Source organism: Streptomyces sp. NPDC041129 (assembly GCF_055592265.1).
The window spans coordinates 536,881-559,806 of the sequence record NZ_JBVIYV010000002.1; the positions used below are offsets into that span (position 1 = coordinate 536,881).

20 protein-coding genes and 2 pseudogenes are annotated in these 22,926 nt (G+C 71.8%); 11 read left to right on the forward strand and 11 right to left on the reverse strand.

Annotation, left to right across the window (positions count from 1 at the left end; genetic code table 11):
• Nucleotides 1-53 precede the first annotated feature (53 nt).
• Nucleotides 54-2,100, forward strand: a pseudogene (locus tag ACZ6B1_RS10610) (thioredoxin domain-containing protein).
• A 13-nt stretch (nucleotides 2,101-2,113) separates the two neighbouring features.
• Here ACZ6B1_RS10610 and ACZ6B1_RS10615 read toward each other — a convergent pair.
• The 4 genes and pseudogenes from ACZ6B1_RS10615 to trhA all read right to left on the reverse strand — a co-directional run bounded on the left by ACZ6B1_RS10615 (nucleotide 2,114) and on the right by trhA (nucleotide 4,726).
• A complete protein-coding gene (locus ACZ6B1_RS10615; protein ID WP_468776794.1) occupies nucleotides 2,114-2,845 on the reverse strand; it encodes a Mut7-C RNAse domain-containing protein in 732 nt (243 codons plus the stop codon).
• Nucleotides 2,846-2,879: 34 nt separating this feature from the next.
• Nucleotides 2,880-3,512 (reverse strand): TetR/AcrR family transcriptional regulator, encoded by a 633-nt coding sequence (locus ACZ6B1_RS10620; RefSeq protein ID WP_468776796.1) that lies wholly within the window; start codon nucleotides 3,510-3,512, stop codon nucleotides 2,880-2,882.
• Between the two features lie 5 nt (nucleotides 3,513-3,517).
• Nucleotides 3,518-3,889, reverse strand: a pseudogene (locus ACZ6B1_RS10625) (MFS transporter); the annotation flags it as partial.
• A gap of 123 nt (nucleotides 3,890-4,012) precedes the next feature.
• Nucleotides 4,013-4,726 carry a PAQR family membrane homeostasis protein TrhA gene (gene trhA / locus ACZ6B1_RS10630; RefSeq protein WP_468776797.1) on the reverse strand — a complete coding sequence of 238 codons (714 nt, stop codon included), beginning with the start codon at nucleotides 4,724-4,726 and terminating at the stop codon, nucleotides 4,013-4,015.
• 279 nt (nucleotides 4,727-5,005) lie between these two features.
• On the opposite strand from trhA, the gene ACZ6B1_RS10635 reads away from it, so the two are divergent.
• From ACZ6B1_RS10635 to ACZ6B1_RS10645, 3 genes are all read left to right on the forward strand, one after another.
• On the forward strand, nucleotides 5,006-6,838 hold the full coding sequence (locus ACZ6B1_RS10635) for a phosphoenolpyruvate carboxykinase (GTP) (protein ID WP_468776799.1): 1,833 nt from the start codon (nucleotides 5,006-5,008) through the stop codon (nucleotides 6,836-6,838).
• Nucleotides 6,839-7,052: 214 nt separating this feature from the next.
• Entirely contained in the window at nucleotides 7,053-7,295 is a 243-nt protein-coding gene (locus tag ACZ6B1_RS10640) for a hypothetical protein (protein ID WP_468776801.1), read from the forward strand.
• A gap of 5 nt (nucleotides 7,296-7,300) precedes the next feature.
• Nucleotides 7,301-8,305: a hypothetical protein gene (locus tag ACZ6B1_RS10645; RefSeq protein WP_468776802.1), complete on the forward strand. Its 1,005-nt coding sequence runs from the start codon at nucleotides 7,301-7,303 to the stop codon at nucleotides 8,303-8,305.
• Nucleotides 8,306-8,389: 84 nt separating this feature from the next.
• Here the strand turns inward: ACZ6B1_RS10645 and ACZ6B1_RS10650 are convergent, their stop codons facing one another.
• Nucleotides 8,390-8,809: an SCO4983 family protein gene (locus ACZ6B1_RS10650; RefSeq protein WP_468776804.1), complete on the reverse strand. Its 420-nt coding sequence runs from the start codon at nucleotides 8,807-8,809 to the stop codon at nucleotides 8,390-8,392.
• Nucleotides 8,810-8,939: 130 nt separating this feature from the next.
• On the reverse strand, nucleotides 8,940-10,151 hold the full coding sequence (locus ACZ6B1_RS10655) for a pyridoxal phosphate-dependent aminotransferase (protein WP_468776806.1): 1,212 nt from the start codon (nucleotides 10,149-10,151) through the stop codon (nucleotides 8,940-8,942).
• A gap of 254 nt (nucleotides 10,152-10,405) precedes the next feature.
• On the opposite strand from ACZ6B1_RS10655, the gene ACZ6B1_RS10660 reads away from it, so the two are divergent.
• Nucleotides 10,406-11,047 (forward strand): hypothetical protein, encoded by a 642-nt coding sequence (locus tag ACZ6B1_RS10660; protein ID WP_468776807.1) that lies wholly within the window; start codon nucleotides 10,406-10,408, stop codon nucleotides 11,045-11,047.
• Nucleotides 11,048-11,258: 211 nt separating this feature from the next.
• Entirely contained in the window at nucleotides 11,259-12,092 is an 834-nt protein-coding gene (locus ACZ6B1_RS10665) for a S1 family peptidase (RefSeq protein ID WP_468776809.1), read from the forward strand.
• A 48-nt stretch (nucleotides 12,093-12,140) separates the two neighbouring features.
• Here the strand turns inward: ACZ6B1_RS10665 and ACZ6B1_RS10670 are convergent, their stop codons facing one another.
• Both ACZ6B1_RS10670 and ACZ6B1_RS10675 read right to left on the reverse strand, forming a co-directional pair.
• Nucleotides 12,141-13,751 (reverse strand): N-acyl-D-amino-acid deacylase family protein, encoded by a 1,611-nt coding sequence (locus tag ACZ6B1_RS10670; protein WP_468776810.1) that lies wholly within the window; start codon nucleotides 13,749-13,751, stop codon nucleotides 12,141-12,143.
• 8 nt (nucleotides 13,752-13,759) lie between these two features.
• Complete coding sequence (locus tag ACZ6B1_RS10675) at nucleotides 13,760-15,037, reverse strand: amino acid deaminase (RefSeq protein WP_468776812.1); 1,278 nt, start codon at nucleotides 15,035-15,037, stop codon at nucleotides 13,760-13,762.
• 112 nt (nucleotides 15,038-15,149) lie between these two features.
• On the opposite strand from ACZ6B1_RS10675, the gene ACZ6B1_RS10680 reads away from it, so the two are divergent.
• The 5 genes from ACZ6B1_RS10680 (at nucleotide 15,150) to ACZ6B1_RS10700 (ending at nucleotide 19,776) form a co-directional block, all read left to right on the forward strand.
• Complete coding sequence (locus tag ACZ6B1_RS10680) at nucleotides 15,150-16,298, forward strand: sugar kinase (protein ID WP_468776813.1); 1,149 nt, start codon at nucleotides 15,150-15,152, stop codon at nucleotides 16,296-16,298.
• Entirely contained in the window at nucleotides 16,295-17,059 is a 765-nt protein-coding gene (locus ACZ6B1_RS10685) for an IclR family transcriptional regulator (RefSeq protein ID WP_468776815.1), read from the forward strand. The genes ACZ6B1_RS10680 and ACZ6B1_RS10685 overlap by 4 nt, the downstream gene beginning before the upstream one ends.
• Nucleotides 17,056-17,466, forward strand: a complete 411-nt coding sequence (locus ACZ6B1_RS10690) for a RidA family protein (protein ID WP_468776816.1) — start codon at nucleotides 17,056-17,058, stop codon at nucleotides 17,464-17,466. Before ACZ6B1_RS10685 ends, ACZ6B1_RS10690 begins: the two co-directional genes overlap by 4 nt.
• Before the next feature lie 199 nt (nucleotides 17,467-17,665).
• A complete protein-coding gene (locus ACZ6B1_RS10695) occupies nucleotides 17,666-19,147 on the forward strand; it encodes a GntP family permease (RefSeq protein WP_468776818.1) in 1,482 nt (493 codons plus the stop codon).
• Nucleotides 19,148-19,221: 74 nt separating this feature from the next.
• Nucleotides 19,222-19,776 carry a hypothetical protein gene (locus ACZ6B1_RS10700; RefSeq protein WP_468776820.1) on the forward strand — a complete coding sequence of 185 codons (555 nt, stop codon included), beginning with the start codon at nucleotides 19,222-19,224 and terminating at the stop codon, nucleotides 19,774-19,776.
• Nucleotides 19,777-19,833: 57 nt separating this feature from the next.
• Here ACZ6B1_RS10700 and ACZ6B1_RS10705 read toward each other — a convergent pair whose 3' ends face one another.
• From ACZ6B1_RS10705 to ACZ6B1_RS10715, 3 genes are all read right to left on the reverse strand, one after another.
• Nucleotides 19,834-21,192: a M14 family metallopeptidase gene (locus ACZ6B1_RS10705; RefSeq protein ID WP_468776821.1), complete on the reverse strand. Its 1,359-nt coding sequence runs from the start codon at nucleotides 21,190-21,192 to the stop codon at nucleotides 19,834-19,836.
• Nucleotides 21,193-21,422: 230 nt separating this feature from the next.
• Nucleotides 21,423-22,595 (reverse strand): DUF1266 domain-containing protein, encoded by a 1,173-nt coding sequence (locus tag ACZ6B1_RS10710; RefSeq protein WP_468776822.1) that lies wholly within the window; start codon nucleotides 22,593-22,595, stop codon nucleotides 21,423-21,425.
• 120 nt (nucleotides 22,596-22,715) lie between these two features.
• Nucleotides 22,716-22,925: a DUF397 domain-containing protein gene (locus ACZ6B1_RS10715; protein ID WP_468776824.1), complete on the reverse strand. Its 210-nt coding sequence runs from the start codon at nucleotides 22,923-22,925 to the stop codon at nucleotides 22,716-22,718.
• Between the last annotated feature and the right edge of the window lies 1 nt (nucleotide 22,926).

The window sequence follows — 22,926 nt, forward strand, 5'->3', positions numbered from 1 at the left end:
ATCCCGGCCCCGCGTGCTGGGCCGGACGGCCCCGGTCGTGCGACGATGCTGGTATGAATCGACTGGCTCACTCCCAGTCGCCGTATCTCCTCCAGCACGCCGGCAATCCAGTGGATTGGTGGCCATGGGGAGAGGAGGCGATGCAAGAGGCCAAGAGGCGCGACGTTCCCATCCTTCTTTCGGTGGGCTACTCGTCGTGCCACTTAGCCGGCTGATCACTGGTGCCATGTCATGGCCGGTGAATCGTTCGAGGACCAGGCCACGGCCGACTACCTCAACGAGCACTACGTCAGCATCAAGGTCGACCGCGAGGAACGCCCCGATGTCGACGCCGTGTATATGGAGGCCGTCCAGGCGGCCACCGGTCAGGGCGGCTGGCCCATGACCGTGTTCCTCACCCCGGACGCCGAGCCCTTCTACTTCGGCACCTACTTCCCGCCCGAGCCCCGGCACGGCATGCCCTCCTTCCGGCAGGTGCTGGCGGGCGTGCAGCAGGCCTGGGCCGACCGGCGGGCCGAGGTCGGCGAGGTCGCGCGGAAGATCGTGCGGGACCTGTCCCAGCGGGAACTGGGCCACCAGGCCACCGAGCCGCCCGGAGAGCAGGAACTCGCCCAGGCGCTGCTCGCGCTCACCCGGGAGTACGATCCGCAGCGCGGCGGATTCGGCGGGGCGCCGAAGTTCCCGCCGTCGATGGTGCTGGAGTTCCTGCTGCGGCACCACGCGCGCACCGGCGCCGAGGGCGCCCTGCAGATGGTGTCCGACACCTGTGAGCGGATGGCCCGGGGAGGGATCTACGACCAGCTCGGCGGTGGCTTCGCCCGCTACTCCGTCGACCGCGACTGGGTCGTGCCCCACTTCGAGAAGATGCTGTACGACAACGCCCTGCTGTGCCGGGTGTACGCGCACCTGTGGCGGGCGACCGGCTCCGAGCTCGCCCGGCGGGTCGCACTGGAGACCGCCGACTTCATGGTCCGCGAACTGCGCACGGACGAGGGCGGGTTCGCCTCGGCCCTCGACGCGGACAGCGACGACGGTGCCGGCCGCCATGTGGAGGGCGCCTACTACGTCTGGACTCCGCAGGAGCTGCGCGAGGTCCTCGGTGGGGAGGCCGAGCTCGCCGCCCAGTACTTCGGGGTGACGGAGGAGGGCACCTTCGAGCACGGCCGGTCGGTGTTTCAACTGCCGCAGACCGAGGGCGTCTTCGATGCGGAGCAGGTGGCGTCCGTCAAGGAGCGCCTGCTGGCACGGCGGGCGCAGCGGCCCGCCCCCGGCCGGGACGACAAGGTCGTCGCCGCCTGGAACGGGCTGGCGATCGCCGCGCTCGCCGAGACCGGCGCCTACTTCCAGCGGCCCGACCTCGTCCGGGCCGCCGTCGCGGCCGCCGATCTCCTGGTCCGGGTGCACCTGGACGAGCACGCCCACCTGGCCCGGACCAGCCGGGACGGCCGGGTGGGTCCCAACTCCGGGGTGCTGGAGGACTACGCCGACGTCGCCGAGGGCTTCCTCGCGCTCGCCTCCGTGACCGGGGAGGGCGTGTGGCTGGACTTCGCCGGGCTGCTCCTCGACCAGGTGCCGGTACGCTTCGGCGACCCCACCGGCGGCGCCCTGTACGACACCGCCGCCGACGCCGAGCAGCTCATCCGCCGGCCGCAGGACCCCACCGACAACGCCACCCCCTCGGGGTGGAGCGCCGCGGCGGGCGCCCTGCTGAGCTACGCCGCCCACACGGGCTCCGCGGCCCACCGAACCGCCGCCGAGCGGGCGCTGGGTGTCGTGACGGCGCTGGGCCCGCGGGTGCCCCGGTTCATCGGCTGGGGTCTCGCCGTCGCCGAGGCGCTGCTCGACGGGCCGCGGGAAGTGGCGGTGGTCGGGCCCTCCCTCACCGACGAGGCGACAACGGCCCTGCACCGCACGGCACTTCTCGGCACCGCGCCGGGTGCGGTGGTCGCGGCCGGGACCCCCGGCGGCGAGGAGTTCCCGCTGCTCGCCGACCGCCCGCTCGTGGACGGCCGGCCGGCGGCCTACGTCTGCCGGAACTTCACCTGCGACGCGCCGACGACGGATCCGGAGGCGCTGGGCCGGGCGCTGGACACCACCTGAGCGTCCGGAGGCGTCAGCCCCGCCCGCTGAACTCCGCCAGGGCGCGCTCCACGATGGCCTCGAGCTGGTCGTGGTGCGCGCCCTTCCAGTAGGCGCGGCCGCAGTCCCCGCACCGGGCGAAGGCGTCGTAGGTGTGCCGGGTGCCGTGCTCGAGCTGGTCGGCGACCTCCTCCTTGGTGGCCTCCGTCAGCAGGCCGTTGCAGGCGGTGCAGCGGGTCCAGGGGCGCAGCTCGGGGGCGAAGCGCTCGAGGACGTCGCGGAGCTGGTCCTCGGGGCGGGTGCTGTAGACGTACGCGCCGGCCCACAGCTCGCGGCGGCGCAGCAGCCCGCGGTCGCGGCTGAGCATGACCCGCTTCTCGGCGGCCGAGCGGGCGGCCAGCGCCGGGTCGCCGATGTCGGTCGACTCGTACGCCGTGTCCACGCCGAGCAGGCGCAGCCGGCGGGCGAGGGTGCCGAGGTGGACGTCGAGGAGGAAGCGGAGCGGGGCGCCGGGTACCCGCTGGGGCCGGACGACGGAGCGGACCTCCACCGAGTCGCCCGCGACGGGGACGTACGAGACCGGCACCTCACGGCCGTCGACCCACAGGGCTCCGACCTCGGTCAGCGGGACGCCCGCCGACTCGACGACGTGGCCGAGGGTCGAGACACCGTCGGTGACGAGGGCGGTGGACCCCCGGCGCCGTCCGCTCGGGACGAACAGGGCCAGGCCGGGGGCGAACTCGACGTGGATCTCGGGACCGTTCACCCGGCCAGGATGACACGCCTCGGGGCGCCGGGGCTCAGGGATTCGCGGTGGGCAGACCGTGCTCCAGGACGTCCAGGGCCCGCTGCACGAGGTCGCGCAGATCGCCCTCGAAGTCGTTCTCCGCCCAGGCCATGTAGACCTCCATCATACCGCCGACCAGGGACATCGCGTAGACGCGCACCTCCAGGCCGTCCGGGTCGAGACCGGCCCGCTCGGCGAGGGCGCCGCGCAGCAGCCGGCCGGTCTCCGACATGCTCTCCACCATCCGGGAGCGCACGGCGGGGACCTGGACGCCGAGGTGCGCCCGCATCCGCAGCACCTCGGGGTCCTCCCGCGTCATCGCGTCGATGGCCTTGTCCATCACGACCCGCAGCGAGTCCATCCACGACTCGCCGGCCGGCCGGGACCGCAACTCCTGCACCATCAGCGGGTCGTACTCGTCCGTCAGGACGATGTCCTCCTTCGTCGGGAAGTACCGGAAGACGGTCGACGGCGACACCTCGGCCCGCTCGGCGATCTGCTCGATCGTCGTGGCGTCGTACCCCTGCTCCTCGACCAGCGCGTACGTCGCGGAGCGGATCGCCTCGCGGGTCTTGATCTTCTTGCGTTCACGCAGACCCGGCCGGGGGCGGTCGGCGGGGGAGAGGGGGGAGGGTGCTGCCGTCATGCGGGTCATTGTCCGGCATCAGGCCCGGAGGTGACCATCTCCGGAGCGGCACGCGAGGCGCCGCGCGCGGTGGGGCCGGTGCCGGGCGGGAACGCCGCCGCCGGCAGCGCCGAGGCCAGGGCGGCGAGCGCGCGGACCAGCAGGACCACGCCGCCCATGCCGTGCACGTACGCGCTGTCCGCTGAGGCCGCGAGCCGGGCCGAGCCGGTCCGCGCGGCGATCAGGTGCGCGGCGACCACGGAGTCGCCGGCGGTGCCGGCGGCCCCCGCGGGCAGGCCGTTGACGTCCAGCCGGTCGCGGAAGACGCCCGACAGCAGGCTGCCGAGCAGGGCGATGCCGATCGCGGAGCCGACCTGGCGCATCGTCAGCAGCAGTCCATGACAGTAGCCATGAAATGACAGTAGCTATCAAAATAGTCTCACTGTCAATCGGTAGGTACTTCCGGGCGCACGAAAATGGCCACGGCTGACGAGCCGTGGCCATGGGGTGCGCGTGAGCGCTTAGGCGTGCTGGTACGCCACCAGGGAGATGCCGACGTAGTGGGCCACGAAGGCGGCGAGGGTGAGGGAGTGGAAGACCTCGTGGAAGCCGAACCAGCGCGGTGAGGGGTTCGGCCGCTTGATGCCGTAGACCACGCCTCCGGCGCTGTACAGCAGGCCGCCGACGACGACCAGCACCAGGACGGCGATGCCGCCGCTGCGCATGAAGTCCGGCAGGAAGAAGACCGCCGCCCAGCCCATCGCGATGTAGCAGGGCGTGTAGAGCCAGCGCGGGGCGCCGACCCAGAAGACGCGGAAGACGATGCCGGCGGCGGCCGCGGCCCAGATCCCCCACAGCAGCCACCGCCCCTTGCCGTCCGGCAGGAGCAGCATGGTCAGCGGCGTGTAGGTGCCCGCGATGATCAGGAAGATGTTGGCGTGGTCCAGGCGGCGCAGGACGCCGTCCATCCGAGGGCTCCAGTTGCCCCGGTGGTAGAGCGCGCTGACGCCGAAGAGCAGGCATGCCGTCAGGGCGTAGATGCCGCAGGCGATCCGGCCTCTGCTGGAGTCGGCGAGGGCGGTGAGCACGAGGCCCGCGACAAGCACGGCCGGGAACATTCCGAGGTGCAGCCAGCCGCGCAGCCGGGGCTTGACCGGGTGCGGCAGTGAGAGCGCCACGGGACCGCGGCCGGCGGCCGGCGTGTCATGGGGCGCGTCGGGGACGGGCGCAGTCATGGGGGCCATCGTACCTACGGACCCGTAAGTCGCGTGTCAGGGCACCCCCATGAGAGCCCCAACGCAAAAAGTCCTTCTGTCGAAATCCATGTGTACGCAAAGAACCGCGGTAACCGTGGCGTTCCTCACGTTGCTCACCTGTGATGCCCTCTGGACAGATGGGCACTAGAATCGGATGATCAAATGAGTGCGGTCGGCACCGGATGAGCGGCTACGAAGCGTCCGGGTCGAGGCCCCCACGGGGCGACAAGACAAAAAATTCCTCATTTAGGAGCAATCGTGGCGCGCGACATCGCGGCTCCCACCGGCGTCCCCACCCACCACCAGGAACTGATCTCGTGGGTCAACGAGATCGTCGAACTGACCCAGCCGGACAACGTGGTCTGGTGTGACGGATCCGAGGCCGAGTACGAGCGGCTGTGCGAGGAGCTCGTCCAGAAGGGCACCTTCCGCAAGCTCGACCCGATCAAGCGCCCCAACTCCTACTACGCCGCCTCCGACCCCACCGACGTCGCGCGCGTCGAGGACCGGACCTTCATCTGCTCCGCCAAGGAGGAGGACGCCGGCCCGACCAACCACTGGAAGGCCCCGGCCGAGATGCGGGAGATCTTCCAGGGCTCGGGCGGCGAGGGCGGCGTCTTCCGCGGCTCGATGAAGGGCCGGACGATGTACGTCGTCCCGTTCTGCATGGGCCCGCTGGGCTCCCCGCTCTCCGCGATCGGCGTCGAGATCACCGACTCCGCCTACGTCGCGGTCTCCATGCGCACCATGACCCGCATGGGACAGCCGGTCCTCGACGAACTCGGTGACAGCGGCTTCTTCGTCAAGGCCGTGCACACCGTCGGCGCCCCGCTGGAGGAGGGCCAGGAGGACGTCCCCTGGCCGTGCAACTCCACCAAGTACATCTCCCACTTCCCCGAGGACCGCGAGATTTGGTCCTACGGCTCCGGCTACGGCGGCAACGCCCTGCTCGGCAAGAAGTGCTACGCACTGCGCATCGCCTCCGTCATGGCCCGCGACGAGGGCTGGCTGGCCGAGCACATGCTGATCCTCAAGCTCACCCCGCCGCAGGGTGAGTCCAAGTACGTCGCCGCCGCCTTCCCGAGCGCCTGCGGCAAGACCAACCTCGCCATGCTGGAGCCGACGATCTCCGGCTGGACCGTGGAGACCATCGGCGACGACATCGCCTGGATGCGCTTCGGCGAGGACGGCCGGCTGTACGCGATCAACCCCGAGGCCGGCTTCTTCGGCGTCGCGCCCGGCACCGGTGAGCACACCAACGCCAACGCGATGAAGACGCTGTGGGGCAACTCGGTCTTCACCAACGTGGCGCTGACGGACGACAACGACGTCTGGTGGGAGGGCATGACGGAGGAGACCCCGGCCCATCTCACCGACTGGAAGGGCAACTCCTGGACCCCCGGGTCCGGTACGCCCGCCGCCCATCCCAACGCCCGTTTCACCACCCCGGCCTCGCAGTGCCCGATCATCGCGCCGGAGTGGGAGGACCCCAAGGGCGTGCCGATCTCGGCGATCCTCTTCGGCGGCCGCCGGGCCAGCGCGGTGCCGCTGGTGACAGAGTCCTTCGACTGGAACCACGGTGTCTTCCTGGGCGCCAACGTGGCCTCCGAGAAGACCGCCGCCGCCGAGGGCAAGGTCGGCGAGCTGCGCCGCGACCCGTTCGCCATGCTGCCGTTCTGCGGCTACAACATGGGCGACTACATGGGCCACTGGGTCGACGTGGCCAAGGACAAGGACCAGTCCAAGCTGCCGAAGATCTACTACGTCAACTGGTTCCGCAAGAACGACGAGGGCAAGTTCGTCTGGCCGGGCTTCGGCGAGAACAGCCGCGTCCTGAAGTGGATCGTGGACCGGCTGGACGGCCGGGCCGAGGGCGTCGAGACCCCGATCGGCATCCTGCCGACCAAGGAGGCGCTGGACACCAAGGGCCTCGACCTGTCCGACGCCGACCTGGACTTCCTGCTCACGGTCGACAAGGAGGTCTGGCGTGAGGAGGCCGCCCTGGTCCCCGAGCACCTCAACACCTTCGGCGACCACACCCCGAAGGAACTGTGGGACCAGTACCGCGCGCTGGTGCAGCGCCTGGGCTGAGACCCGCACCCCATGACTCCACGGCCGGTCCGGATGCCCTGACCAGTGATCGTCACGGCCGGCCGTGGTGACAACCCCGACAGGGCCCCGCACAAAGGCGTGCGGGGCCCTGTCGCGCGCCCCCTTGCTACCGGATCTTCACACCGGTCTCATGGCGTTCACAGGCGCCCCACCGGCACCGGTGGAGCGCCCAACCAAGCCTGCGGGGGCCCAGTTGAATACTGCACACCGATCCAGACGGCTCGCGGCCACGCTGCTGACCGCCGCTCTCGCCGGGACCGGACTGACCGTCGCCGGCGCGCCCGCCGCCTACGCGGCGGCCTCGGACGCCGCGGTCAAGCTGCCGATCTCCTCGTACTCGGCGATCGCCGTCGACTCCGTCCACCGTGCGACTCCCTGGTCCGCGACGCCGCGCGCCGCTTCGCCGACGACGCCGGCAACGGCGCGCTCGACCTGAAGGACATGGCGTTCTCCGCCGACGGAACCAAGGTCGCCCTCGCCGACGCGGCCTACGGCACCCGGCTGCTCAACACCGACGACCTCTCCGACGCGGCCGGTTCGTACCCGGCCCTCCCGGTCGGCGCCACCGCCGGCTCGGTCGCCTTCAGCGGTGACGGCAAGTACCTGGCGCGCGGGGCTGCGGCCACCGGATCCACGCCCGACCTGCTCCTCCAGCCCGCCGACCCCGCCGACGCGACGGGCCCGCTGGAGTTCGTCTTCGAGGGCAGCCTCGACGGCGACCGGGTGGCCCCGCGCGGCATGGAGTGGGCGGCCGACGGCTCCCGGCTGTTCGCGGTGACCACCGACGCGGCCGGCAGCCAGTTCTGGCTGCACGTCATCCAGCCCCCGGCCGTCCAGTACGACACCGGCTTCAGCGGAGGCCCCACCCACAGCCCCTCCGGGGCGGTGGCGGGCGAACCGCTGGCGGTGCGAGGCCGGCTCCAGTGGGACGGGCCCGCGCCCGCCGGGCCGCTGAAGGTGACCGCCGTGCGCCAGGACGCCGACGGCACGCACCAGCTCGGCACCGCGACCGTCAAGGACGACGGCACCTTCACCGTCCTCGACGAGCCCGACCTGGTCGGTGAGGCCACGTACACCGTGTCCTTCCTCGGCGACCTGACCCACCGTCCGGCCACCGACGTCACGACCACCGTCACGGTCGGCAGGGCACCCAGCTCGATCGCGCTCACCGCGCCCGCGGAGGCCACGATGAGCGGGGGCGTGCACATCACCGGCACGTTCGCCGCCCAGGGCAAGGCGCTGCCCGAGCGGGCCACGCTCACCGTGAGGCGCGCGGACCGGCTCGGCACCGGCACCCTGTCGTCGGTGACCGTCGCCGCCGACGGCACCTTCACCATCGACGACCTGCCGCGCACCCGCCGCGACACGACCTACACGGTCGCCTGGGCGGGCGACGCCCTGCACGAGGGCGCGACGGCGTCGGCGACGGTGAACGTCCGGCGCTGAGGGGCGACCGGATGTGTGGCGCCCGGTCCGCGCGTCGCTGCAGGATGCACGCGGACCGGGGCCGTTCGGGGGCCCCGGGCGGGGTCAGCGGGCCGAGCTGAGTTCCCTCGGCCCGGCCAGCGCGGCGGCGTGCGCGTCCATCCGCTCGGCCGACAGGATCGCCGCGGCGGTGTCGGCGCGGGAGGCGGCGACCACCAGCGCGCGGCCCGCGAGGGCGTGCGCCCGCCGGTGCAGGCCCGTCGGCTCGCCGGCGGCGGACGGCTGGGCGCGCAGCGGCGCCCGCCCTCCGCGCAGCCGGGCCACCTGGGCCGCGAGCCGCTCGGCGGCCGCCTCCAGATCGGCGGAGGGGGTCAGGGCGCGCAGTTCGTCGGTGACGGCGAGCAGGGCGGCGAGATGCCCGGCGAGCTGGATGTCCAGCTCCTCCTCGCGCGAGCGGTGGGGGAAGTCGGAAGGTTCGCCGGCCATCGTGCTGTGGACCGACTTGGTGCGGATCGGTTCGTACATGGGGGATGGCCTCCTGTGCTCTGACAGGAAGCCATCCTAGCTTGGATTTCGTCTAAAGTTGAGTCGGGTCACGGATCGCGGCCCTCCGGCTACCGTGGGCAGAACCCGCGGCGGGCCGCGGTGGCCGGCCCTAGGGCTGGCCGTAGCCGTCCAGGAAGGTCCCGATCCGGGTCACCGCGTCCCGGAGATCCCCGGCGCTGGGCAGGGTCACCACCCGGAAGTGGTCCGGCTCGGGCCAGTTGAACCCGGTGCCCTGGACGACCATGATCTTCTCCTGGCGCAGCAGGTCCAGCACCATCCGCCGGTCGTCCTTGATCTTGAAGACCTGCGGGTCCAGGCGCGGGAAGAGATACAGCGCGCCCCTGGGCCTGACGCAACTCACGCCCGGGATCTGGGTCAGCAGCTCGTAGGCGACATCCATCTGCTCCTTCAGCCTGCCGCCCGGCAGTACCAGGTCGTTGATCGTCTGCCGGCCGCTGAGCGCGGCCACGACCCCGTGCTGCCCCGGCATGTTCGCGCACAGGCGCATGTTCGCCAGGATCGTCAGGCCCTCGATGTAGGAGTCGGCGTGGGCGCGCGGGCCGGAGATCGACATCCAGCCGACGCGGTAGCCGGCCACCCGGTAGGCCTTGGACATGCCGTTGAAGGTGAGGGTCAGCAGGTCGGGGGCGACCTTCGCGGTCGGGGTGTGCGTGGCGCCGTCGTAGAGGATCTTGTCGTAGATCTCGTCCGAGCAGACCAGCAGGTTGTGCCGCCGGGCGATGTCGGTCAGGCCCCTGAGCACCGCCTCGTCGTACACCGCGCCCGTGGGGTTGTTCGGGTTGATGATGACGATCGCCTTGGTGCGGTCGGTGACCTTGCGCTCGACGTCGGCGAGGTCGGGCATCCAGTCGGACTGCTCGTCGCAGCGGTAGTGCACGGCCGTGCCGCCGGAGAGGGAGACGGCCGCCGTCCACAGCGGGTAGTCCGGCGCCGGTACGAGCACCTCGTCGCCGTCGTCCAGCAGGCCCTGCATCGCCATCACGATGAGCTCGGAGACGCCGTTGCCGATGTAGACGTGCTCGACGTCCGTCTCGATGCCGATGGTCTGGTTGTGCATGACGACCGCGCGCCGGGCGGCCAGCAGGCCCTTGGCGTCGCCGTAGCCGTGTGCGCCGGAGACGTTGCGCAGGATGTCCTCGAGGATCTCCGGCGGGCACTCGAAGCCGAACGCGGCCGGATTGCCCGTGTTGAGCTTCAGGATGCGGTGCCCGGCCGCCTCCAGGCGCATCGCCTCCTCGAGAACCGGGCCCCGGATCTCGTAACAGACGTTCGCGAGCTTGGTCGACTGGATCACCTGCATGTCCGTGAGCTTACGACCCGGTAACGGCTCATGGGTGGTGTCTTCCGCCACTTGAGACGGTGCGGTTTGCCTCGTTATCGGCGGTAGCTGTCTCAGAAGTCACTCGCGTCCCTAGAATGCGCCGCGGTGCCGGTGCGCCGAGGCCGCTGACGGGCCTGGTGCGACAGGGGGCGGTGCGAGGACGGCCGGGCAAGGGGAGGGTGGGGTTGTACGAGGCGCACGGTCGCGGCGGCGAGCCGGAGGTTCAGCCGAACGTGTACCACCCGCAGACGGCCGCGGCCCCCTCGTACGAGGAGTACGCCGATCCCGCCGCCGCCCACGGCTGGCAGAACGCCTACGACGAGACCCGCGAGCTGCCCTCGCTCTCCGGGCCGTCCGGGCCCGCCGAGCCGCAGGCCCCCGTCGCGGGCGGGGCGGACGGCGGCCGCCGCGACCGGCGCCGGAAACGGCGGTCGGGCGCCCGCCGCCGGACGGCTCTCCTTGCCGGAGGACTCGGCGCGGCCGGCGCGGTCGCGGTGATCGCGGTACTCGCCTGGCCGGACGGCACCCCGTCCGGAACGCGCCCCGCGAGCGACGGGCCCGCCGGCGCCCCCGGTACCGCGACCACCCGCGGGGACTCCTCCGCCCCCGCGACGGGCGCGCCCGGCACCGAGTCCGGCCTTCCCTTGACGCCGTCGTCCACCGTGGCCGCCCCGGACGGTCCGGCGGCCACCGCCACCCGGGGGTCCACGGCCCCCCGCACCTCCGTCGCGAGCGGCTCCCCGGCCGCCACGGCCTCCGCCGTTCCCGCCACCCCCTCGCCGAGCCCCACGTCCGCCACACCGACGCAGTCCGACTCGGGCACCCCGGGCGGCGGCCGGGGCCACGGCCACGGCGCGACGAAGCGTCCCCGGTAGCGGGAGGCGGTCGTAGCGCGCCGCCAAGTGGGTAGTGATCCCGGGTGAGTTGCGGTCCGTCACCCGACAAACGTGCGCGTATGCCCCGGGATGCCGCGCCGTCGCAAACAACTGCTTGCCCCCGCACGCCCCTCTCATGAGAATGTTCATGACAAGACGTGAGGCGACCGGAAAATCTCCGGTCGCCCAAGTCGTAAGAGGGGACCCCCACATGAACAAGCCTCTCCTGGCCGCGCTCTCCTCCCTGGCCATCGCCGGGCTGGGCGCGACCCCGGCGGTCGCCGCACCGCAGGCCAAGGCGGCCAACGCGGTGACCGTCAACTTCGCCGGTACCGTCTCGCTCAGCAACTGCTCCGGCTCGGTCATCCGCTTCCCCAACTCCGCGGACACCGACCCGGCGCTCGTGCTGACCAACGGCCACTGCCTGGAGACCGGCTTCCCGGCGCCCGGACAGGTCATCACCGGCCAGTCCTCCAGCCGCACCTTCGGCCTGCTGAACTCCTCCGGCAGCAAGGTGGCCACGCTCCGCGCCAACCAGGTCGTCTACTCGACCATGACGGACACCGACGTCACGATCTACCGCACCACCACCACCTACGCGGCGATCAAGAGCTCGTACGGCATCAGCCCGCTCACCATGCAGGACACCCACCCGGTCGCCGGCACCGCCATCAAGGTCGTCTCCGGCTACTGGAAGCGCATCTACAGCTGCAACATCGACGGCTTCGTGTACCGGCTGAAGGAGGGCGACTGGACCTGGAAGGACTCGGTCCGCTACACCTCCGCCTGCAACACCATCGGCGGCACCTCGGGCTCGCCGGTCATCGACACCGCCACCGGCAAGGTCGTCGCCGTCAACAACACGGGCAACGAGGACGGCGAGCGCTGCACCGAGAACAACCCCTGCGAGGTCGACGCGAGCGGCAACGTCACCGTCCGCCAGGGCATCAACTACGCCGAGGAGACCTACAACATCCCGGCCTGCTTCACCACCGGCAACAAGCTGAACCTGAGCGCTTCCGGCTGCACCCTGCCCAAGCCGTAAGCCCTGCTGCCACGGCTCCTGTCCGAGCCGTGGCCCGGGGCCGGGCGGTCACACCGGTGTCCGGCGGACCGCCCGGCCCGCCAGCACGTCCGTGCGGCGGCCGTCCTCGATCGCGAGACGGCCGTCGACCAGCACGTAAGGAATCCCGGCCGGGAGCACGCGGGGCTCGGCGAAGGTGGCACCGGAGGCGACGGTGTCCGGGTCGAACAGCACCAGGTCGGCCCGGTACCCCTCGCGCACCAGCCCCCGGTCCGGCAGCCGCAGCCGGGCCGCGGGCCGCGCGGTGAGACGGGCGACGCACTCCTCAAGGGTCAGCACACCCGCCTCCCGCACGTAGTGCCCGAGATAGCGGGGGAACGTGCCGTAGGCGCGCGGATGCGGCTTCGCGCCCCGCAGGATGCCGTCGGACCCGCCGGTGTGGGCGCGGTGCCGCATGATCGCGCGGACGTTCTCCTCGTGGCCGACGTGCTGGAGGATCGTCGTACCGAGCCGGTCCTCGACCAGCAGCCGGCGGGCGGTCGTCCAGGGCGCCTCGCCGCGCGCCTCCGCCGACTCCCGCACGGTCCGCCCGACATGGTCCGCCAGGGCCGGGCCGGTCACGCCGGAGATCTCGATCGTGTCCCACTCCACCGGCACGCCGTGGCAGCCGTCCGAGCCGGTGACCTCCAGGTCGTGCCGGATGCGCTCGGCGGTCGCCGGGTCGGCGAGCCGGGCCAGGATCTCCTCCGGCCCGCCCTCGCCCGCCCAGCTCGGCAGCAGCGCGGCGAGGGTGGTGCAGCCGGGGGTGTAGGGGTAGCTGTCCAGGGTGATGTCCGCGCCGGAGTCCAGCGCCCGGTCGAGCAGGGCCAGGAGCTCGGGCGCACGGCCTTCGTTCACGCGGAAGTTCATCGTGGCGTGGGCCAGGTGCAGCGGGCAGCCCGCCTTGCGGGTCAGCTCCACCATCTCGGCGTACGCCTCCAGGGCGCCGGCGCCGTAGGACCGGTGGTGCGGGCAGTAGTAACCGCCGTACGCGGCCACCACCCGGCACAGCTCGGTCAGTTCGGCGTCGCCCGCGTACATGCCGGGTGTGTAGGTGAGCCCGGAGGACAGGCCGACCGCGCCCTGCTCCAGGCCCTCCGCCACCAACTGCCGCATGCGGTCCAGCTCCTGGCCGGTCGCCGGGCGGTCCTCCCAGCCGACGGCCATCGCGCGGACCGTGCCCTGCGGGATCAGATAGGCCGCGTTCACGGCGATCCCGCGGTCGAGGCGGTCCAGGTACTCGCCGACCGTGCGCCAGTCGAGGTCGATGTCGTCGCCGTACCCGTTCCAGCCGGTGATCGCCCGGCGGACCTCCTCCAGCGTGCGGTCGTCCACCGGCGCGTACGACAGCCCGTCCTGCCCGACGACCTCGAGCGTGACCCCCTGGGCGAGCTTCGCGCTGTGGTCCGGGTCGCGCAGCAGGGCCAGGTCGGAGTGGGCGTGCATGTCGATGAAGCCGGGGGACAGGACCAGCCCCTCCGCGTCCAGCTCCCGCCGTGCCCTCGGCCGCTGGCAGCCCGCCGCCGCGGCCTCCTTGACGATGGAGACGATCCGGCCGCCGTCGACCACCACGTCGGCGCGGTAGGAGTCCCCGCCGCTGCCGTCGACGACGTCCGCGTCCCGGATGACCAGCTCCTCCACGGTGCCCCCTAGAAGAACGTGCGGATGTAGTCGACGACCGTCCCGTCCGCCTCGGCCAGCGGGATGAGCTGCCACTTGTCGAAGGACGTGCAGGGGTGGGACAGGCCGAAGCCGACCCAGTCACCGACCTCCAGGTCCGCTTCCCCGGTGGTGCGCAGCCAGGCGTGCTGGTCGGACAGACCTGTCACGGTGACTCCGTCGGCCGGGCGCTCGGGGCCGTCCCTGCGCACCACCTGGGCCTCGGGCAGGTCCAGGTCGTGGGCCGCGTCCCGCTTGCCCGCGTTGGCGAAGGCCTGCTCGGGCGACGGCCGGGAGACGACCTGCGCCCACAGCCGGAACGCGGGCTCCAGCGCGCCCTCCTGGGGGACTCGGGTGAAAGGGGTGAGCCTGCGGTAGTGCCCGTCGTCGTGCGAGACGTAGGCACCCGAACGCAGCAACTTGAGCACGGGCACGGACAGTTCGGGGATCTCCGCGAACACCTCGGCCACCGCGTCGAACCACGCGCTGCCGCCGGCGCTCACCACGATCTCGTCCACCCCGGTGAACCGGCCGCTCTTGTCGAAGTCGGCTGCCAGCGCCGTGAGCCGCCGCAGATAGGCCGTCACCCGTCCGGTGTCGGCCCGCGGCACCTCGCCCTCGTACCCCGCGACCCCGACCAGCCGGAGCGTCGGTACGGCGGCCACGGCGTCGGCGACGGCCGCGCACTCCGCCTCCGTACGCACCCCGGTACGGGCCCCGTCGCCCGCGGCCAGCTCCACCACGACGTCCACCGGGCGGGCGGCGCCGCGCAGGGCCGCGTCCATCAGCTCGACCCCGCGCACGGAGTCGACGTAGCAGACCAGACGGAAGGCCGGGTCGGCCGCCAGCTCGGCGGCGACGCGGCGCAGCGCGGCCGGATCCACCAGTTCGTTGGCCAGGAAGATCCGCTCGACGCCGAACGCCCGGGCCACCCAGACCTGGTGCGGCACCGCGAGCGTGATGCCCCAGGCGCCGTGCTCGATCTGCCGCTGGAAGAGCTGCGGGGCCATCGAGGTCTTGCCGTGCGGCGCGAAGGCGAGGCCGTGCCGCTCCGCGTACGCCTCCATGAGCGCCAGGTTGTGCTCCAGCCGCTCGGCGGAGAGCGCGAGGACGGGCGTGCTGAACCCGCCCGTGAAGAGGTTGCGGCGCTGGGCGGCCAGCTCGGCGACGGTCAGGCCCTCGGCGTCCGGCGGGAGGCCCTTGAAGCGGTGGTCCACCCGTTCCTCGGCGAGGCGGGAGAGCGCTTCGGTGCCGGTTTCGCGGGGCATGTGACCCTCCTGATCCGTGCGTTGCGCTATGTGCAACGCCCATTGCGTATGTCGCTCACTGCTGTCTAGCATCTCGGCCGACACAGGGTCAACGAAAGCCGCCCACCCCAGGATGACGAGGAGCCCCACCATCGTGAACGTCGTGGATGTCGTCACGCTCGGCGAGTCCATGGTCACCTTCCTGCCCACCCGGCCGGGCCGCCTCGCCGACGTCCCCTCCTTCGAACGGGGCATCGGCGGCGCGGAGTCCAACGTGGCCTGCGTACTGGCCGCCCTCGGCCACTCCACGAGGTGGGTGAGCAGGGTGGGTGCGGACGGCTTCGGCGGCCACCTGGTGGAGCGGATCGCGGGATACGGCGTCGACGTCGGCGCCGTCCGCACCGACCCGGCCCGCCCCACCGGCGTCTACTTCCGCACGGCCGCCGACCGGGCCACCGCCGACCACGAGGTGGCGTACTACCGGGCCGGCTCGGCGGCCTCCGCGATGTCCGTGACCAACACGGACCTGACGGCGGCCCGCGCGGGCCGCGTACTGCACCTGTCGGGCATCACGGCGGCGCTGTCGGCGGAGTGCCTGGGCCTCGTACGGCACCTGGCGCGGCCCGCCGCCGGGCGCCCGCTGCTCTCCTTCGACGTGAACCACCGCCCGGGCCTGTGGACCGGCACGGACGGCGCCGAGGTACTGCTGGAGCTGGCCCGGGGCGCCGACATCGTGTTCGTGGGAGAGGACGAGGCGGAACACGCCTGGGGCGTCACGGGCGGACCGGCCGCGATCCGCGCCCTGCTCCCCGAGCCGGCCCTGCTGGTCGTCAAACAGGCGGCCAAGGGCGCGACGGCGTTCGCGCACGACGGCGCCGGGGAGCCCTTCCGGTCAGCCGTGGGCACTCCTGCCGCCGGGGCGGGCGCGGGTGACGGCCCGTCGGCACCGGGCCACGCGACGGCCCCCGGGCCCACCACCGCCCCCTCCGCTTTCGAACCGGCCCCCTACGTGGACGTCGTCGCCCCCGTCGGCGCCGGCGACGCCTTCGCCGCCGGGTTCCTCTCCGCCACCCTCCGCGGACTGCCGGTGGAGCGACGCCTGCGACACGGACACCTGGCGGCCGCGGCCGCCCTCACCACCTCTGCCGACCTCGGCGCCCCGCCCGCCCGCGGGCACGCCGACCGCCTGGCCGCCCTGGACGACGAGGCATGGGGGAGACTTCGACTCGGCCCCGGCTGGACACAGGCCGACCGGGCCCCGGAGGAGGCGAACACCCCATGAGTCAGACCGTCGACCGCGCTCTCAGCATCCTGCCGCTGCTCGCCGAGGGCCCCGCCGACCTCGGCCAGGTCGCCGACCGTCTCGACGTGCACAAGTCGACCGCGCTCCGCCTCCTGCGCACCCTGCACGAGCACGGCATGGTCTACCGCCAGTCCGACCAGCGCTACCGGCTCGGCGCGCGCCTCTTCGCCCTCGCCCAGGAGGCGATGGAGAACCTCGACATCCGCGAGATCGCCCACCCCCACCTCGTCCGCCTCAACGAGGCCTGCGGCCACACCGTGCACCTCGCCGTCCACGAGGAGAACGAGGTGCTCTACATCGACAAGGTGGAGAGCCGCTACCCGGTCCGGATGTACTCCCGCATCGGCAAGCCCGTGGCGATCACCGTGGCGGCCGTGGCGAAACTCCTCCTCGCCGACCTCCCCGAACCCGAGCGCCGCGCCCTCGCGGACCAGCTCGACTACCCCCTCTACACGCCCCGCTCCACTCCCAACGCCGCGGCGTTCCTCAGGGAGTTGGAGCAGGTGCGCGAACAGGGCTGGGCCACCGACCTCGGTGGCCACGAGGAGTCCATCAACTGCGTCGCGGCCCCCGTCCGCGGCGCCGACGGCCGGGTCGTCGCCGCCATGTCGGTGTCCGCGCCGAACGTCGTCGTCACCGCCGAGGAACTCCTCACCCTGCTCCCGCAGGTGCGCCGTACCGCGGACGCGATCAGCGGCGAGTACTCCGGAAGAACGCCAGTGAAGGGCACCCCCGTATGACCGACAAGATCGCGCTCACCCCGAAGACGCACACCACCCCGCCGGCGAGGTTCTCCCACGGGGTACGGAAGGGCAACATCCTCCAGGTCGCCGGCCAGGTCGGCTTCCTGCCCGCCGAGGAGGGCAAGCCCCCCACGCCCGCCGGTCCGACCCTGCGCGAGCAGACCCTCCAGACGCTCGCCAACGTCAAGGCGATCCTCGAGGAGGGCGGCGCGAGCTGGGACGACGTGATGATGATCCGCGTCTACCTCACCGACGTGGACCACTTCGCCGAGATGAACGACATCTACAACACCTACTTCGGCGAGCAGGGCCTCACCCAGCCGCCCGCCGCCCGGACCACGGTCTACGTCGGCCTGCCGCCCGGCCTCCTCATCGAGATCGACGCGCTCGCCGTCCTGGGCTGACGCCGGCTCGGGCGCCACCCTCCTTCGCGCCACCCCCCCCCCCAACTCGCGCCATCCCCAGTCCGCGTCACCCTCCTTCGCGCCACCCCCTTCGCACGACCGGCACACGCACGGCACACGGCACGGCACCGCACTCGCGGCGCCGTGCCGCGATCCCCCCTGCCCGAAAGCAGTATGCATTTACGAAGAGGTCCCCCGAATGTCCCATTCGCTCGCCGCAACCGCTCCAGCGCCCGCCACCCCACCCCACACCGGAGGCCTGCTCCTCCTCGTCGACGGCACCGCCGGGCTCCTCACCGTCGCCGCCATCGGCATAGCCCTGCTGCTCTTCCTGATCATCAAGGTCCGGCTGCAGCCGTTCGTCGCCCTGCTCGCCGTCTCCATAACCGTCGGCCTGCTCGCCGGCCTCTCGGTCACCGAACTCTTCGGCACCGTCCAGCGCTCCGACGCCGTCTCCACCATCGAGTCCGGCATGGGCGGCATCCTCGGCCATGTCGCGATCATCATCGGGCTCGGCACGATGCTCGGCGCGATCCTCGAGGTCAGCGGCGGCGCCGAGGTACTGGCCTCCCGCCTGCTGCACCTGTTCGGCGAACGTCGCGCACCCCTCGCCATGGGCCTGACCGGCCTGATCTTCGGCATCCCGGTCTTCTTCGACGTGGGCATCTTCGTGCTCGCCCCGATCGTCTACGCGGCCGCCAAGCGCAGCGGCAGGTCGATCCTCCTGTACTGCCTGCCGCTGCTCGCCGGCCTGTCCATGACGCACGCGTTCCTGCCCCCGCACCCCGGCCCGGTGGCCGCCGCCGGACTGCTGCACGTCCAGCTCGGCTGGGTCGTGCTCATGGGCGTCGTCTGCGGCATCCCCGCAGTCCTCGCCGCCTGGGCGTACTCCGCCTGGATCGGCAGGCGCATCTTCGTCGCCGTGCCGCAGGACATGGTCGAGGCCGCCGAGGAGGCCCGGCAGGCCGTCCTCGCCGAGCAGCGCGCACAGGGTGTACGGCCGCAGGAGCAGCCGGTGCCGCTCGGCACGGTCCTCGCCATCATCGGCACGCCGCTCGTGCTGATCCTCGCCGCCACCTTCTCCTCCATCGCCCTCGACCCCTCCGCGGGCCGCTCGGTGCTGGAGTTCGTCGGCAGCCCCTTCGTCGCCCTCACCCTCGCCCTGCTGCTCGCCTACTACCTGCTCGGCATCCGGCGCGGCTGGTCCCGCAAGTCCCTGGAGACGGTGTCCACTTCATCGCTCAAGCCGGTCGGCAACATCCTGCTGGTGGTCGGCGCGGGCGGGGTCTTCGGCGCGGTCCTCAAGGCGAGCGGGGTGGCGCAGGCGCTGTCGGACACCTTCAACGGCGTGGGCCTGCCGGTGATCGTGCTGTCGTACCTGATCTCGGTGGTGCTGCGGGTGGCCCAGGGCTCGGCCACGGTCGCCATCGTCACCACGGCCGGCATCGTGGCCCCGCTGCTGACCGAGGGCCACCACTCCCAGGCCTTCGTCGCCCTCGTCATCATGGCCGTGTCGGCCGGCTCCATCTTCGCCTCACACGTCAACGACGGCGGCTTCTGGATGGTCGCCAAGTACTTCGGCATCACCGAGCGGGACACGCTGCGCACCTGGACGGTGCTGGAATCGGTGCTGTCGGTCGCCGGGTTCGCGGTGGCCGGGGTGGTGAGCCTGTTTGTGTAAGTGTGACCTGTGTGAACCGACGTGAGGAGTGAGCTGACTGGTTCCGGCACAGGAATGTCGTCCATACTGCCGCCGTGGACCAGCGCATAGGATCGAGCAGCCAGCCCCTGAAGGGCGAGCCCGTCAAGGGCGCCGGTTTCGACCCGGCCTTCATCCCGGGGATCACCGCACCGGCGACGCAACCGGAACCGGAACCGGCGGACGCCAGGCCGACGGCCGAGGCCGACGCCGAGGACGCCAAGCCGGCGACCCCGGAGCCCGCCGAGGCGTCCGCCGAGCCGGCATCCGCCGATTCGGCGGACGGTGGACCGGAGAAGGAACCGGCGGAGGAGAGTGAACCCGAGGACGGCGCCCCCGTCTTCGAAGCCTCCGACCGCCGGGCCAGATTCGCGGCCGACCACCGCGGCGTCCGCCTCCGCCTGGACGAGGAGGGCTGCGAGTTCCGCTGGGACGAGATCGCCGCGGTCGAGACCGAGTCCGCCCGCTTCGGCAAGCGTTTCACCATCACGGTGCACACCCCGGACCGCCGCTGGTACCCGATCGAGATCGAGGCGGCGTCCAGGTCCCACTTCAAGGAGTGGGAGTCCCAACTGGACGCGGTACTCGACGCGTACTTCGAAGAGGCGTAGGGCCGCGTGGCGGCGGGGGCGCCGGGAGAACCGGCGCCCCCGCCCACGCGAACACCCCTAGCCGCAGTACTGGGCGGCCTTCCCGATCGACCGGTACATGCAGTCCGCGTTCTCCAGCAGCTGCAGCACCGCGTCCCGGTTACGGGAGGTCTCCCGCTCGATCACCTCGTCGGGCGGGTAGAACCCGCCGTCCCAGCTCGAGGTCGGATACATCTCGAAGGTGTAGTCGAAGATCTTCTGCGTACCCCACAGATAGTCGTCGATCGACCCGTCGGTGATGTACAGATCGCTCGACTGCTCCGGTGTGTACCCGTTGCTCGCGGCCATCTTCTGCCCCACGGCCTTGAACGCGGCGGCGTCGTCGGCGGTCATCCCGGGGGCGGTGTCCGAGTACGTGTAGCCGAACGGCCACAGCACCAGCTCGCTGTAGGTGTGGAAGTCGATACCGGCCCTGATCTGCTGCCTGCCCCCGACGACCCGGCTGCGCACGAAGTCGGAGACGACCTTCACCTCGGGCGCCGATTCGGCGGCCGCGCCGCGGTAGGTCTCGGACGACTTCGACCCCGACGAGCCGCCGCAGCAGCCCCACTTGTAGTCCCAGTTCCGGTTGAGGTCGGTCCCGACGTACGAGGAACCGGAGTTGGGCTGCCGGTTCTTCCGCCACGACCGGTACGACCCGGTGGCGATGTCGTACTCGCCGCCGTCCGGGTTGAGGTCGGGTACGAGCCAGATCTCCCGGCCGTTGACGAGGTTGGTGATCCGGGAGTCGCTCCCGTACCCGGCGGCGAACTCGCGCAGCAGGTAGAGGGCCATCTCCACGGTCAGGTGCTCACGGGCGTGCTGGTGGAAGGTGAACAGCACCTCGGGCTCGTCCTCGTCGGAGCCCACGTTGTCGCTGACCTTGACGGCGACGATGTCCCGGCCCTGGTACGACTTCCCGATCACCCGCTTGCTCATGATGTCCGGGTGGGCGGCGATCCGCTGGTCGATCTCGGCGTTCGCCTCGGCGTAGTTGTGGTACTTGGAGTCGGCGCTGGGGAAGTCGTACAGCCGCTGCTCGCCGCGGGCGCCGGCCCGGTCGGGCGGCGCGCCCAGGGGCGTGACGTCGTACCCGAGCCGGCGCAACCGACGGATCTGGTCGGCCCGGCCGGAGACGACCACGGTCTCCTCGTCGGCCTCGTCCACGGTGACACCGGTGGCCTGGATGGCCGTACGCGTCACGGGATTGGTACTCCGATGGATCTCGTACTGCCGGATGTCCTCACCGGAGGACGGGGCGGCCTTCCGGGCGCTCTCGGCGGTGGCGTGCGTGGCGGTGGCCGAGACGGGTGCGGCGAGAGCGAGGGCCAGCAGCGCGCCGAGTGCGGCGGTACGCCTGCCGCCGCGCATGCCGGAGCCGCGGATGCGAAGTCGCATGAACTCTCCTTGGGTCTCCAGGGATTCCGGGGTCGCCGGAAGTGGGGGAGTGGAGCTGGGAGCTGAGCTGCTTCAGTGCGACGTGCGGGTGCGGACGAGGGAAGCCTGTAGCTGTGAGTCCGCTGTGCGGGGCTGGCGCTCATGGTCCGGCGTTGGCATGATCAGGTCAAGAGACGGCCGAGGGTGGAGCGGGCTCCGTCCGAAACTCGCCGGAGCCGTCCGCCACGGCCTCACCTGAAGGAGACGGTGAGCCAGGGGCTCTGGGGGTCGGACATCAGGACCCGGTGGACGTCCACCATGTCCGTGTACCAGTTCCCGAACTCCTCGTCGTCGAAGTGCAGACAGCGCCCGAGGATGTACCCGGCGGCGAAGTCCTGCCACGACTTGTACGACCGCGCGGCGGCCCGGCCCGCCTCCACGACGGCGGTCTCGGCCTCCGGCAGTGAGCAGTACCGCGCCCCCAGCCCCCAACGGGCCATGCCGGACGCCCGCCCGAAGTTCCAGGCGTCCACGGAGCTGACGTACCGGTTCCCGTCCAGAATCCCGTCGGCCCGGAAACGCGCCTCGTACCGGGTGATGCGGCCGATGAGGTTCTGCACCCCCTTGATGCGCGCCTCGGTCTCCGCCTCGGGGACGGTGGGCGTGGTGGTCACGCCGTCCGGGGTGATGACGGTCTCCCCACCGGCCCGCGCGCGCAGCACCCGTGCCACGGCGTCCCGCCAGTACCCGGTGTCGACATGCCCCCCGAAGTCGCGCGCGATGGTCCGCCGCAGCTCGAGGGCGAACTCCCAGACGGGATTGGCACCGTCGGGATCGAGCAGCGCCCGCTGCTGGCCCTGCCACTCCTCCCGGCTCCCCACGCCCCACCATTCGCGCAGCAGCCGCCGCTCCGACGTGTATCCGTTTCCGTGATACGCCATGGCGTTCCAGGCCAGCCCGTCCCGCACGATCAACAGCGCCCCGCACGCCAGTCCCCGCGCGACGGGCCCGTCCTGCGGACCGCCCACCCTCAGCGTGAGCACCCGCGCCCGGTCCAGAGGGGCCCGCTCCCGCGCGCTGTGCTGGGCCCACGTGGCGGAGTGCGGCGGCGCGGAGGGCAGGAACGCCTCGCACGGGGTCCCGGGGTTGACCACGATCATCGCCGGATCGGTCGGCGCCCACACCTTGGCGAACCACCCGAGCTTCTGCCAGTCGAGCACCCGGTGCGGATCCGGCGCGGGCAGCATCCCCTCCGTGTACACGGCCCACACCCGCCCGCCGGCCACCCGGGGATCGTGCCCGAAGACGGGAATCGTCCTGCTCGGCTCCGCGTCCGCCCCGTCACGCCGTATCTCGAAGTACAGCCGGCTGTCCGCGAGTGTGTCGAAGTACGCCGTCCAGTCCTCCCGCGCCTTGGCCTCCATCAAGGCCTGCTCGATCTCCGTCGGCGGCGTCCAGACAGGCGGCGCAGCAGGCCCGAAACCCGCGGGCGGCGGACCGAACGACATGGTTGTGCCTCTCTCGAGTTGTGGGTCTCAGCAGAGCTAGTCGACCGTGACGGCAGTGGAGCCCGGGGTCTTCAGGGCGTCGATGAATGGGGCGAACGCCTCGGCGGCGAAGGTGAGGGCGGCTCGGGCGGGGGCTTTGGAGTCGCGGACGGATATGTGGGTGGTGCCGTCGGCGATCTCGACGCAGGCGTCTCCCTGGCCTCCGCCCGAGAAGGACGACTTCCGCCATGTCTCGGGGGTCAGCATG